At 36.0% G+C, this 14160-nt stretch carries 7 protein-coding genes; 5 read left to right on the forward strand and 2 right to left on the reverse strand.

Annotated features, from left to right (window positions below; genetic code table 11):
* From KO529_RS04770 to KO529_RS04780, 3 genes are all read left to right on the forward strand, one after another.
* On the forward strand, positions 1 to 747 hold the full coding sequence (locus tag KO529_RS04770; RefSeq protein ID WP_215946754.1) for an SDR family NAD(P)-dependent oxidoreductase: 747 nt from the start codon (positions 1 to 3) through the stop codon (positions 745 to 747).
* Between the two features lie 61 nt (positions 748 to 808).
* Positions 809 to 1579 carry a creatininase family protein gene (locus tag KO529_RS04775; RefSeq protein WP_215946755.1) on the forward strand — a complete coding sequence of 257 codons (771 nt, stop codon included), beginning with the start codon at positions 809 to 811 and terminating at the stop codon, positions 1577 to 1579.
* A 382-nt stretch (positions 1580 to 1961) separates the two neighbouring features.
* Positions 1962 to 3173 (forward strand): aminotransferase class V-fold PLP-dependent enzyme, encoded by a 1212-nt coding sequence (locus tag KO529_RS04780; RefSeq protein ID WP_215946756.1) that lies wholly within the window; start codon positions 1962 to 1964, stop codon positions 3171 to 3173.
* Between the two features lie 509 nt (positions 3174 to 3682).
* Here KO529_RS04780 and KO529_RS04785 read toward each other — a convergent pair.
* Positions 3683 to 6616, reverse strand: coding sequence for a hypothetical protein (locus KO529_RS04785; RefSeq protein ID WP_215946757.1), 2934 nt, complete (start codon positions 6614 to 6616; stop codon positions 3683 to 3685).
* A 1117-nt stretch (positions 6617 to 7733) separates the two neighbouring features.
* Between KO529_RS04785 and KO529_RS04790 the strand changes: the two genes are divergently transcribed.
* Complete coding sequence (locus KO529_RS04790; protein WP_215946758.1) at positions 7734 to 9263, forward strand: GH39 family glycosyl hydrolase; 1530 nt, start codon at positions 7734 to 7736, stop codon at positions 9261 to 9263.
* A 262-nt stretch (positions 9264 to 9525) separates the two neighbouring features.
* On the opposite strand, the gene KO529_RS04795 is transcribed toward KO529_RS04790, so the two are convergent.
* Positions 9526 to 11046: a glycoside hydrolase family 88 protein gene (locus KO529_RS04795; RefSeq protein WP_215946759.1), complete on the reverse strand. Its 1521-nt coding sequence runs from the start codon at positions 11044 to 11046 to the stop codon at positions 9526 to 9528.
* A 590-nt stretch (positions 11047 to 11636) separates the two neighbouring features.
* Here KO529_RS04795 and KO529_RS04800 point away from each other — a divergent pair.
* Positions 11637 to 12605: an NAD(P)H-quinone oxidoreductase gene (locus KO529_RS04800; protein WP_215946760.1), complete on the forward strand. Its 969-nt coding sequence runs from the start codon at positions 11637 to 11639 to the stop codon at positions 12603 to 12605.
* The last annotated feature ends 1555 nt before the right edge of the window (positions 12606 to 14160 follow it).

Below are 14160 nucleotides of genomic sequence, written 5' to 3' on the forward strand. Positions count from 1 at the left end.
ATGGGCAAAGAAATCAGAAATCAAATTGGGATTATTACGGGAGCTGCATCTGGCATAGGCTCAGCAATAGCGCTTAGACTATCTGAAAAGGGAGTAAAATTAGCGCTATTTGACTGCGATAAAAGCGGGTTGAAAAAGATAAAATCATTATTAAGCACTGAATGTGAGACATATATCGTAGACATTACCGACGAAAAAGAGGTTGCAAAGTGGATTAATAAAGTAGGAGAACGATTTGGTAAAATTGATATATTGATAAATAGTGCTGGAATTACAGGTGAGACGAATATTAAAAGCCATGAAGTCAATTCGGATGACCTTCGCCGTGTATTTGAAGTAAATTTTATGGGTTCGTACTATACATCAAAGTATGTGCTGCCCTGGATGCTTAAAAATAATTATGGACGGATACTGCACATTGCATCTATTTCAGGCAAAGAGGGAAATGCAGGTATGCTGGCTTATTCTGCGTCCAAGGCTGCTGTAATTGGTATGGCAAAAGTACAGGGCAAGGAATATGCCGAAAAAGGTATAACGATAAATACGCTTGCTCCTGCTGTTATAAAAACGGCTATGGTGGATGCTTTGCCCAATGAACAAGTGAATTACATGACAGATAAGATACCCATGAAACGATGTGGTACCTTAACTGAAGTAGCGGATATAGCTACTTTTATTGTTTCCCCTGAATGTAGTTTCACATCGGGTTTCACATTTGACCTTTCTGGAGGAAGAGCTACGTATTAGTTTCACATTTATTCATAAAGTATGGTTAAATATATTTTACAAAATTAAAATTCTTATAATTATGATTTGGGATCAACTCACAACGAAACAGTTAGCGAAGCTGAATAGAAATATTCCGGTTCTGCTTAATATAGCGGCTACTGAGCAGCATGGCCCTCACCTTCCATTAGCAACGGATAGAATTATCGGTGAACATTTTGCAGCTTTGCTTAATAAAGAAATGAATGATAATATTTTAATACTCCCTTCAGTTCAGGTGGGATGTTCGGATCATCATATGGGGTTTGTAGGAAGCTTAAGTTTAAGCCATTGTACGTTTTCTGCGGTTGTAAAAGATATAATCACATCAGTTTTAAAACATGGATTCCGAAAAATTATACTTCTAAATAGTCATGGAGGCAACCAAGGTATAATGCAGGTGATTACAGAAGAACTTGGGTATGCAAACCCGAACGCAAACATCATAGGAATAACCTGGTGGAATCTTGTCAAAGATGAACTAAGAAATATAACAGAAACAGGTCCTGGTGGTACAGGCCATGCTTGTGAATTTGAGACATCCCTTTTATTAGTAATAGCCCCAGATTTAGTGGGTAAAACCCAAATAGAAAATGGAGCTAATGTTGCTACCTTTGATTGGGCTGAGGGAGATATGTTGCACGCTGGTAAGGCCTCTTATTATCGCACTATGAAATCAATGACTTCAAATGGTGTATTTGGTGACCCGACTTTGGCTTCGGCTGAAAAAGGTGTCAAAATATCGGAATGCGTTATCTTAGCTTTAAAGCAATTAGCGATGGATGTTTATAAAATGGAAGGAAATTCTTACTGATAATTATTGGATGGAATAGGATTTTAAGCTTGGTTTCTCTGGTTCTGTTCGGGCTATTTAAAGGTAGCAGTAAAATACTTTGTCGAGAAGGTAGTGAGCGGTGCATTTGGACGAAATATTCAAACAAGATAATCGTTGTGATCGAGTAAAATAATAAAATTTTAATGAGAAATCATTAAATAAGTCAAAATCGTTTTGGGAAGAATGATATGGTGGCCGAAGGAGAATCGCTTGTTTATTGTTTTCTGATATTCAAAAAAGCAATTAGAATATAGAAGGTCATCTTAATATATATGTTTATTTGCCGGATATAAGTAAAGAAGTCTTGTTTGGTACAGAAAGATTTGGCTAGGATGAAGTTTATTAATTTATAAATAATGTTATGAAACGGAGAGACATCTTTAAAATATTACCGGCCTTGCCTCTTTTAGGAGGCTTGACTGCACATGCAATTCCTCTAGAAGCAAATCTAGTTTCTTCCTTCTCGAAACAGGACTTAATCAAAGATCTAGGTCTGCGTCCGTTTATAAATGCTGCAGGCAACTATACCTTTATGACTGGGTCAATAATGCCTGAAGATGTGATGGAAGCTATTAAGGTTTCTTCTAGTAAATATTTGATGCTAGATGAGGTACAAGATAAAGTGGGTGATAGAATTGCCTCTTTGTGTCGCGCAGAGGCAGCGACGGTGACTGCAGGGTGTTGGTCGGCGATGGTGCTAGGTATGGCAGGAGTATTAACAGGAATGGATAGTAGTAAAGTAGGACTTTTGCCTCATTTGGAAGGAACCGATATGAAATCAGAGGTCATCCTTCAAAAGAGTCATTCCGAAGTGGAACTTGCGCTTAAACAGGCTGGGGCAAAACTTATCCTGGTAGAAACAAGGAAGGAACTGGAGGATGCAATCAATGAAAGAACGGCCATGTTGTATTTTCTTAACAAGAAAAGCCCGAAAGGGCTAATTAAAGATGAAGAATGGGTTGCGATTGGGCAGAAATATAATTTGCCAACTATGATAAATATAGCAGCCGATGTGCCTCCGGTTGAAAATCTTTGGAAGTTTAACGATATGGGATTTGACTTAGTAGTTATTTCTGGGGGAAAAGCCATGTGTGGACCGCAAAGTACAGGGATACTGATGGGGAGGAAAGATTTAATTGCCGCAGCACGTTTGAGTGCGAACCCAAGAGGCGGAGTAGGTCGGGGCCAAAAGGTAAATAAGGAAGAAATTCTGGGAATGTATGTTGCTCTTGATCGATTTATCCATCTCGATCATGCCAAACAATGGGCGCAGTGGGAGGATGCAATAGCCTATATTGATTACCAGATCAAATCCATTAATGGGGTCACGACAGAGGTAGTGATACCTCCAACGGACAATAATATGCCTTTCTTAAAAGTTTCCTGGGATCCGCACAAAATAGATTTAACCAGCGCTCAAATGGATGAGAACCTTACTCTTGGTACGCCATCTATTAAAGTAATATCGTGGGAGTTGGAAAACCATATACGGATAGGAGTGCATACTCTTTTTAAAGGGGAAGAAAAAGAGGTAGCCAAGCGTGTAAAGGAAGAATTGTTGAAAGCTTCTTAAAAAAATGATCAAGGAGAATTAATTTCTTATTCTAAAATTCTTTCTGCTGTTGGACATTTTTTTAGGCTATATTTTATTACCATCTTTAAGAGGCGGACACCTAATCGATTCGAGCTCAGCCTAAATGCCGTAGCCGGGATATGGGAAATCTTATCCAGTGCTTTTACGAGGAAGTTAGGTCTAGAGGGTCTCGTAAAATTGCTATAAATCATAACTATTAAAGACTCCTGATGGTCGGCAACATTAAAATATGAAAAACCTATGATGAATTTAGGACTACGCAAGAATCATTATTTGCTAAATTACTTTTTAAAATAGTTGACTAGTAAAAAATAATTTTATAATCATCCTGAAACATCATTATATGAAATAGAACTAAACTTTTAGGCAGGTTTTGTAGGAACTTTTTATAGTCATACATCTGTTCAAGATCTTTAAAGGCAATTAGTTTCCGAAGCTTTTTGATTGTTTTAAATAGTGCACAATTTGGATTGAAATTAAGTCCTTCTTTAATACTTTACAAGAGGCTTACCTTCGCTTATACAGGTAACCTGTACACGAGGATTTACTTCTTTTGGCCCATCACAATTGAACGATACCTTATTTTTTCCTGACTTGAGCAGTACACTTCCTATGGGCACAACATCTCTGAGAAATTCTCCTTTTGGTCCATATAATTTGCAATCCTTAGCAGACTTGTATTCTAGGTACATTCCAGATTCCATGCTTACGGGAAAAACAATTTGTTCTCCTCCAATAGTTATGGAAGGGTTTCTGATAGTGGTAGAAACTAACGGTATAGCTTTTATTGGCCCAATCATGACATTTACTTTTATTCCGATTGGTAGGTTGTTGTACCATATTTGCAGTTTATCTATTTTATTAAACGATACCACATTCCGATAAGTATTGTAAACATAAGAACCCGGGTTAGAGTAAGAAGGGAGCGGCCAGATGTATTTGCTGAATTCAGAAGATTCAATTTCGATTAATTCAAAATATTTCCATCCTAAAAAGTCGATTTTGATAAAATGGTCGCCCCAGGCACCATGTGAAATATTATAGGGACTTTCCAGTCTTAAATTAAGTAATTGTCCGTTTCCGTCACCTTTTACCCAGACGCCAAGACCCTGATTTTTTTCAAGATTGAGTATCGGATCAAACTTTTTTTCCATTTTTTTCCATGATGCGTCCTGTGGTGAATCACCGTTGCTGGTAGCATGAAAACTGACAGAAGGTAATCCTGAAGTTGTTTTTTCCGAAGATGTGGCCAATCCGCCCGAAACGCCATTTGCCGCTTCCTGTGTAAAATCCATGGGCATGGTGAAATCAGTCAGTGTTACATTGGAGGGGTCATCAAAAGCCTTTACTGACATCAATGGTTCGATCCGTAGTTTTACATGTTGGGTACCATATTCATTAAGTACCGTCCAGTTGGCAGATTGGTGTGAGAGCCCTGCTACTTTGTGCTTATGATATGTAGCGGGGCGAAAATTCCAATTTTCATCCTCATCTTGAAAAAGTGTAAATTCTTTACCTGTTTCACGGAGTTGTTTACGTATAGATTCGTCAAAATAATCCGATTGGCGTAAATTTTCATACTGCCGAATTATACTGTTCAACCTTTGGAAAGCAGGTATTTCTTCTAGGGTTTTTTGATCGAAACCACCTATCATGGAAAGCCCAGCATTATTCCCAATCATTTTTGCTCCCAGATACTCTATGTCATCTGGAAAAGTGGGTTCAACTTGGGGTGGATTCCAGCTTTGATGTGCCCACCAGCCAAGTTCGAGGGGAAGCAGAAGCCCGCCATTTTTGGAAGCAGCTAACTTATTGATTTGAGCCGTGTTACCTCTCCATAGGCTATGCTTATTACGTCTGTCCTTCATCGATGCCAGATGAATATCAATGAACCGCTTATATCCCCTAGTTGGACGATCCCAAGCCTGCCAGCTAGAACGGTAATGCCACCAGTGATGGGTCATTGTACTCATCCACATTCTTACAGGCCGCTTTAAATGCTTTGCAACTTCCAGGACGAATTTCCCTCCATAGTACCAAGAATTTTCTTGGCCGGCCACTAGATCGCTTCCATCTATTGCATCAAAATAGATACCGTCAAAATCAACCTGATCTACAATTTCGGCGGTTCGTTTGGCAATTTCAGTAAACAGAGGAGTGTCTGGCCCAGGTAGAAAAAGACCAAACAATTCACGGAGATGATAAGCCTTTTCACCGGGCATGTAACTGGATGTTGTTGTCCCATGCATTCCTCGCTTACAGCCAGTAAACTTATAAGGCGGTGTTTTGGTAACTCCACTAAATTCAATAAGCTCTTTGCCTATCCTGATAGTGCGGCTATTCCTTACAGCAAAACCTGTTGTCATCGTGATATCTGCTGTGGATTCCTTTATGGTAATTTCCGTTCCTTTGGTATTAATTGGTTCTTCTAATGTAAATTGGTTGAAATAGCCAAGGTCTTCCCGCGGAACCGGTGTTACGTAGCGTGATTGCTTGTCTATAAAAAAAGCGTAGGTATGAAAAATGGAAGATATGCCCTCATCATGCAATTGCTTATTTATCTGTTTGAAATTATCCCAACCGCCGGGCCATTTTATAGAATCCAATTCAAACCCTCCAAACTTAAAAAATTTTTGGCCTCCATGGTTATATATTTGATTGAACCCAAGGTCTTTACACATTTGTACCCACTCTGGCACTGTTTCTTTAGTTAGGGTTCCAAAATTCATTAAGTAGGACCCATAGTTCTCTTTTGAAAGCTTTGCCCATGCGCCACCCTTAGAAGATAAGGGAAGGTCCTCTGCATTGCTCATAACATTACGGATTGCGGGCAATATTTCTTTTTGGGGAACGCCTAACATGGTCACCTCGGACTTTTCAATTCCAAAACGCTGGTATGACGTAGCTTTTAAGTGAGTTTGTAAAGCCGGCAGCTGAAAAACATGGGTGCGAAGGTTCATGGATAGTACACAGGCAGCGAATTGATCGGAGGGCAGTCCTTCTATGGTCAGGGGAACGTTGATAAATGTAAAGTTTTCAACTTCGCTCTTCATTGCAATGACGGTGAAAACAATATGGTCTTCAGCTATGGTGAGCCTAAGGTCTGCCGTGATGGAGGGATCCCCGAACTCGTAATGTAGCAAACCATTATCCAAGGTGGCCTTTGTAACTTGAATCTCTTTTCCTTCTTTCATGACCGATGCGGAAAAGGAATGTTCTTCCATATCAAGATAATCAATACCGTTTATTTTATCTGTAAAATAAAGGTTTTTGCCGGTCGAGCCGATTCCATATTTGAAACTATTATTCTCGATTATGATGTTCTCATCTGGGATCTGGCAGGAAGCAAACTGAATAAATAGTAAAAAAAGCATTGTCAGCCTAGAGGTAGCTGTTATAGAGTACATTCTTAAGAGTATCATGAATAACATGTAAAATTTTAAATCATGCTGTAGTGTGGTGTAATATAAGTATTTAATTATCTCGTAACAAATTTTTTATCATACTATAAGAAATATGAGAATTAGTGATATAGATATCAAATTGTGAAATATATTTAGAATCTCGATACCTTACTTTACAAATAAATCTTCAAAATTATTCATTACTTGATCGATATAGTGGGATTTAGTAAAGGGGATAACCCTTCTTTAAATGATTTAGCTTTGCATTTAATACATCTAAAGAAATCATAAGGAGAGTATTTCGTTCTTTGGAGAAATGCTTTCAATGGGTTCATAAATGACAAATTAAAAACATAGCTAAAAGAGTACATCCTACACCTATAGTTTTTGGCAATTTAATACCGATTTAGTTGATAGTTTTATCGCATATTCCTTTCAAAAAATTAAGCATAGAATCAAGTTTGTGAGAAAAAATACTATACAATTAGCTCCATTTTGCTTCATCCTTAAGTCGAACACAGGTTAATAGTTAATGTAAATGACAATAGCTGTTTTGACCCCGTAGGCAGAAATCTAACATATCCTACAATTGCTTTTACGGAAAAATAAAATAATGTTATGAACTAATACCCTGAATTGGGTATTAAATTCTCCAACTTGAATGTTCCCAATTTAGCTAACAACTAGATATTTATAATTTTAATTAAGGTTATTTTTATATAAAAACTCTTTTCCTTGGGTTTATTTTACGACAATTTTTTCCTTAGAATAGTATAACTTTATTTTAAAATCTTCTCTGAAATGTTCAACTCTGCTGCAATATAATTGAAAGATGGAAAAAGGTCCCTAGGCTTATAAATCAGATTCTATTGGCCAACAAGCGGAGTTTCTCCATGGACTCAAGAATGATATCAATTCTCATCATCATACTTCTAATTATTATGATTTGATGTACTAATTATAATTAATTGTTGAAATAAAATATAAAACCTTGCAGGATTATTATTTTGTTATATATTTGAAACCACACCACACCACACTATAAATAAGGATTGTTTTAAAATTAAAATTGCGATTACCAAATTAATAACTAAAAAACAGTAAGTTAAAACTAATACCAATAAATCAATTTTATATGAAAATCATAAATATTTTTTCAGTCTCATGTTTGTTTTTGCCTCTTTTACTTCTAAAACCAGTAGTATTGGATGTTTCGAAATCAGATGTTAATGAAAGAGAGTCACCTGTAATAACGAGGGATATTGATGTTGCCAAAACCTTTCGTGAGTTTCCAAATCTTACTGGGTATTGGAATACATCAATTCAAAAGACACCAGCACCTATACTCGCTAAAGTTGCTGAGGAAACCCTTGGTAAAGCTAAAATAACGAAGTGTTGGCTTAACTTAGATGAGATGTGGGATTATAGGGACAAAGAATTCGAATATAACCATAAACTTGGTGTTGACAAGTATAAAAAGGTCGAAGAAAAGTGGCGAGAATCATGGGATTGGCAAGAGGAATCGCCATCTACCTTTTATCAGTATATGGACGCCTTTTCTAATAGCAGTGAAGAAATAATGCTTACTATCCGTAGGTATGAAAGAGATGTGTTAGATGGGAAATTACCTATTTCTTTAGAAGATTGGAAGATGGTTTTTAAAGCAGGATTAAAGCATTATAAGCAAAAGTATCCCAAGATTCGATATGTTGAAGTAGGAAACGAATATGCTGTAGGGGCCTTTATGGATGGAACTGCAGAGGAATATTTTACATTCTATCGTTTAGGTAGTCAAGCTGTCGTAGAAATCAATGAAGAACTGGGACTCCAAGAAGAAAATAAGATTTTGGTGGGAGGTCCTGTTGTTACAGGTCACATTTTGGACAAGATAGATAAGTTTCTCCAGTTTTATTCTGAAGAACCTACTTCAAAAAGACGTTTGGATTTTGTTGCCTGGCACGATTACGATAAGAGTATTGAAACATCTTCAAATCGTCAGGAAGAAATTATTGAATTACTCAAGAAGTATGACATACCCCATAATTTGCCGCTTTTTATGACTGAGCACGATCCGTATCATTTCAGGGAAGATAAGCCAGAGTATCATTTTATGAACGCTGCTTATTTGCCGAAATCATTGTATTTCAGTAGCATTAAGAGTCCTAGGGTTCGAATTTTCCCATGGGTGCTTTTTCATAACAGTGAAATTCAAACTAAGTTCATGTGGTTTGATGGTCCAAATGAGGTCGATACCAAAGCAAGTGAGATTCGCACATTGCCAATTGGGTTTTCCATGAAACTTTTAAGTATGTTGAGAGGAAGGGAAGCAGTTGTAAATAATATAGTTGATGGAAAAGATTTGGTACTAGCTACTACAGAAGGAAACAGGCTGGTTGTTGAAGCCATAAACTACTCAGGAGAACGACAGGTGAAATTGAACATTGAAAATTTACTGAGTATTTTTCCTGGAATGAAAGGAAAGAAAGTGCAATTAAAAAAGTATGTGATTGACAGTAGACATAATAATAGCCTTTCTAAGGAATATAACAGCAAGAGCCTTTTTAAACCAACGGAGGTCCAAGAAATTGAACTGACTGATAAATTGGTTTTAGTTCATGACAAGCTGGAGGATAAAGGAATAGTACTTTGGGAACTAGTAAAATAATTACCCATTTAATCATAAAAGGCTTTCTTCTTAGCGGAAAGACCACCATTAATTAATCAATTTAAAGGTAGTTTTTGGATGGAAACTGACTTACTGACAAGGTCTTAATTATAGTATATTCAGAACCTTGTTTGGTGCTTTATCATATTTTTGTGCCCAAAATAGTTGATTTTCAATCTATTTTGGGCACAAAAATAAAATTACAATGCACCCGCGATAGAGTCTCAGATAATTCTATTGATTTTAATTTTAGATGAAAATTTCATAAATGAGCTTTAATTTGTCCCATAAACCCTAGTGCATATTGGGCTATAACACGATAAGATCCCCTCTGTAAAAGATTTATATCACCAGCATTATGTTGTGTAACATTTTTCAAAAATCCATCTGGTGTAGTACTATTTAACAGCCTCATGTAAACATGATTTAAATCTGATTTTGAAAATTCTGGAAGCCAACCTATTCTATTTCCATTAGCAAATGCAGCAGCAATGCCTGCGGTGGCGGTACTTTCAAATCCAGTCGAAGGCTGATCTAAATATGCACCCCAACTATAATCTGGTCTTTGAAAGCTCAATGCAAGCTCCGAATAATGCCTGAATGTTTCTTTCATTTTGTTAACTTTAGAATGGTTTTTAAATAGGCTTTGACTTTGTAATATTTCCGCAGATTTTACGATTCCAAGTAAAAACCATGCATATCCTCTTCCCCAATTTCGACGCTCGATTGTTTTACCTTTTGTAATACTTCCTATATTATAAACACCAGTTTCATCAGCTAGGTAATTTATACGTTTTTCTAATTCTATGATTGCTAGTTCAAATAGTTCTGGTTTATTTAGAATCTTTCCTAATTGGACCAAAGGATATGCAAGAGTATAACATCCTTCCGTACTTAAACCATCAGGAATATAGTTTCCCTCCGCATCGAAATTGTTTTTACAGTAGTCTACAAACAGATTAATTGAAGGGTGTTGAGGTCGGTGTTGCGCAATTGTAGCAAAGGGTAGCCCTGCCTCTAGATTAGTAAACGTATTGTCTTTTGGCCGAGCAAATAGGTCTGAATAAACAAGTTGTTTTTCATCAATAAGATATTTGTCAAGATGACTTTGAATCGCTTGAAGAGCCTGTTTGTTATTCTGACGTAAATATAATTCTTGTAAACCATCTAATGTACACCCTTCGGTCCATCCAAAAGGTTGAAGTGAACGATCCGAACAGAGCATTTGCATCCAATTTGAATCATCGGTTTTTTGTGTTTGTTCTGCTAACAATAAATGAGATCCATTATCATCCATAGTGGAATAGAAATACATTGTATTTTTACCATGATACTGTTTTAAACGAAGTCCTTCAGCTTTAAGCAAAGTTGGGTCACAATCAAGTAAAGTTTGAAAAACCTGAAGCCCAGTTGGATACCATATTGATAGATGACCAATTTTTTTATTAGACCTGCCTAAATAAACCTCAACTTCATCCTCCATCCTAGTGTCAATAGCAACCTGTAATCTTAAATAAATATCTCCTTTGTAATTTGAAGGTAAGTTGTTGCAATTTAGATGCAGGCCATCCGGTGATGCATCCAGCGAAAAATAAGTGTAGTTAAAAGCAGTGCGATGTCCTTTGGGCACAGGGAGTTTAGATTTATTGCTTTCGCTTGGATCAATCGGGACATATTGTAAATGAACTTTATCAAAATTTGGTATTTCTATAAAATCATTTGCTAAAAGCAAAGATGAGGTTCCTAAAAGGGCTGTCGAGCAAAAATTTCTACGATTTAGCATTATTTATAAAATTTTAGTTAAACAAGACAATTAGTTAATCCGCTGTGTATTTAGTGTTTAAATTGAAAAAGTACTACAAACTTCTAAAAAAAAGTAATTTATTTTAATTTAGTACAATTTTATATGAACAGTGGGTGATTTAACAATTAAACATTATCGAGCCTAGAAGGAACTATGGTTGGTGCCATAGGGAAGGCGACCATCAAATTGAACTATCTTCTTTCAATACGGTACTTCTAATTGCTAATTAAGGAGAACAATATGAGGGGCCCCTCGTTCAATTTCATTATTATGCTGTATCTGCAATCTGTGGGGCTTATCAATTTATGGGGTCTATTGAAGCACTAAGGCATAAATATATAATTGGAAACAAGTTATTGGAGAAATATTCTAAACAGGGCTTCCTTTCGAAAAGCAAGATTTAAATACAATTTATAGTATTGGTTTATAAAGGCAAAACTATAAAAAGGAAGGAAGTAATTATAAATATCTTTAAACTGTCCTACAGATGGGGAGTAGTGTAAGAATAAGTTGGATGTAATTATTAGAGTAGTAAATGGTGTAAGTAATCAATAAAATTTAAGTTCCATATGAATGCTATTTTAATTGAATCAGATAAATCCCTAGTTTGGAGTGAAGTCCCAGACCCTATTAGAAGGAATAATGAAATTATTATGGAGGTTCATGCGGCGGCGCTGAATCGAGCAGATTTGTTGCAAAGAGAAGGGAATTATCCTTCGCCAAAAGATTGGCCTGAATGGATGGGACTCGAGGTTTCAGGTATAGTCCTTGAAGCACCCGAGAGTGGTCGCTGGAAAAAAGGAGATAAAGTTTGCGCCCTTCTAGGTGGGGGTGGCTATGCCGAAAAAGTAGCTGTTCCGGTTAATCTGGTTTTGCCAGTTCCAGAAGGATTATCTATGGTTGAAGCAGCGGCTATTCCGGAAGTATTTATGACTGCATACTTGAATTTATTCATTGAAGGAGATTTGAAATCAGGGGAAACTGTTTTTGTACAGGCAGGGGCAAGTGGACTTGGTACCGCGGTCATACAATTGGCAAAATTAATTGGGGCGAAAGTTATTACCACAGTGGGTTCGGATAAAAAAGCAGATTTCGTTCAAGGATTAGGCGCAGATGTGGTGATTAATCGGAAAAAGGAAGATGTAGCCAGTATCCTGAACCAATATAGGGTCAATTTAGCTATTGATTGTGTTGCAGGGCCAGCTCTTGGGGATTATTTAAAATCAATGGAGAGAGGGGGGCGATGGATAGTTCTTGCAACTTTAGGTGGAGATATTAGCAAAATAGATATGACAGATTTTTTTAAGAGGGGTGTAAGGTTAATAGGTAGTACCTTAAGAAGTCGATCATTGTCCATGAAAGCTAATATTTTGTCAAGATTGGAAAATGAACTATGGCCAAAATTTAGCTCAAGAGATCTTCGTGTAATCATTCATGAAGTACATCCGATTCAAAATGCTGAAGAGGCACAAAACAATTTGAAACAAAACAAGAATATAGGGAAAGTGGTTCTAGTAAATAATGGTTATATAATATGATTTCGGATAAAGGTCATTGAATATAAACTATGCGCATTTCTGATGTCGTAAAGTGGTATTTTGCATGGAGCAACCAAACATTGCCACTGTTGTACCTTGGTTAATAACAACCAATATGATATTTGCTTAAAAAGCTATATTGGTTGACCTTAATTCCAGAATTCTTATGTCCTTGGTATGTAGAATTGTATTTTTATTGGCATCATATTTTAAATCGATATAAATCTTTTTGAGTAACATGACTAGGTCAAAAACACGAACATTTACTAACCAATTAATTTTTATTCGCACCCTCTTTAGTAAAGTAATTACCAATGGTGAAGTGGATAGGAAATATTATTCATTTGTTGGAGAGTGGGAAAAAATAAAATAACATCCGTCCATAAAATCGGATTGACTAGAATTGAAATTTTAAAGATAGAAGATTTGAAATAGGAATAACAAACAAGTATATGGAATACTAGTATTTTGTGGCTATTATCTCTTTATTTTGCTTGAATCAGAATTTCTGATGTGTTAGAAGTGAAATGGTCTGACTTTAAAGATGGCCGTTTCTTGTATTCGATTTACAATAATGAAAAACCTGTTAGTCTTAAGATACCTTAAAAGGCCAAAAGGATCCTTAATATATGAAGCGGAGTAGGTCCACAGATTATATCTTTATGTTTTTGAATGATTCAAAATCCAAAAAGTGAGTTTGAGAAATTTACAAACACTAATAGTCTGTTTGATAAGTATCTAAAACGAATTGTAAAGAAGTGTAATATGGAAAAGAACTAGTCTAACCATATTACCCGTCACTGTTTTGAAAAATATCGCAAGAGATTCTATTAACCTTCATGTGCTTCAAAAGACGTTCCGTCAGAATGATCTCAAAACCACCATTGGAAATTAAACCAACCATATTCATAGGGAAAAATATGACGCATTGAATGCTGTCATTAAATGTCAAAAATCTTGATTTTGCGTCGAAGGTTAGTAGATTATTATCAAAAACTTTTGCAGCTCACGGGTTTATAGTTACATTTTATTTTTTTAAGGATTTTTCAAGAATCATTGGTCCAGCCAGTTTTCCCATTTGAGCAAAATTGATAGAAAGTGCTTTCAAGCCCTCGAGTATAATCTCATTAATATATCAATCATTGAAAGACATGATTCCTTTATCATTTTCCAATGAAATGGTTCATATGCTTGGTTACCATTGCAAGCTCTTTTAATTGCTCACCTAAGTAATCATTTGGAATTAGAAATATTTCATTTCATCTAATCCCGTCATATCTAATTTCATTATGGAATTCGGAGCCTATGCAATAATATAAACAAAACTTTTTTATTGCTTTATGTATGGGATCTAAAGACTACAAGCCATAGATAAAACATTCTATTTTTTTATTACTCTGAAAGTATCCTTCACCTTGTGTAGATTCTAATTCAACTTTTTCCCTTAAAATGACAAAAGCATTTTCTTACATTCTTCTATGAAGTGTTCAAATCTTCCGCTAAGTCATTTTAAGAGGGCTATAGGTCCCCAAGTTTATATATGTCAATTCTATTA

It is taken from the genome of Arenibacter algicola (assembly GCF_018860365.1).
GTDB classification, from domain to species: Bacteria; Bacteroidota; Bacteroidia; order Flavobacteriales; family Flavobacteriaceae; genus Arenibacter; species Arenibacter algicola_B.

Bases quoted from the DNA above. Each gene is read 5' to 3' on its own strand.
- KO529_RS04770 (WP_215946754.1), top strand. From the start codon at position 1: ATGGGCAAAGAAATCAGAAATCAAATTGGGATTATTACGGGAGCTGCA.
- KO529_RS04790 (WP_215946758.1), top strand. From the start codon at position 7,734: ATGAAAATCATAAATATTTTTTCAGTCTCATGTTTGTTTTTGCCTCTT.
- KO529_RS04800 (WP_215946760.1), top strand. From the start codon at position 11,637: ATGAATGCTATTTTAATTGAATCAGATAAATCCCTAGTTTGGAGTGAA.
- KO529_RS04795 (WP_215946759.1), bottom strand. From the start codon at position 11,046: ATGCTAAATCGTAGAAATTTTTGCTCGACAGCCCTTTTAGGAACCTCA.
- KO529_RS04780 (WP_215946756.1), top strand. From the start codon at position 1,962: ATGAAACGGAGAGACATCTTTAAAATATTACCGGCCTTGCCTCTTTTA.
- KO529_RS04775 (WP_215946755.1), top strand. From the start codon at position 809: ATGATTTGGGATCAACTCACAACGAAACAGTTAGCGAAGCTGAATAGA.
- KO529_RS04785 (WP_215946757.1), bottom strand. From the start codon at position 6,616: ATGATACTCTTAAGAATGTACTCTATAACAGCTACCTCTAGGCTGACA.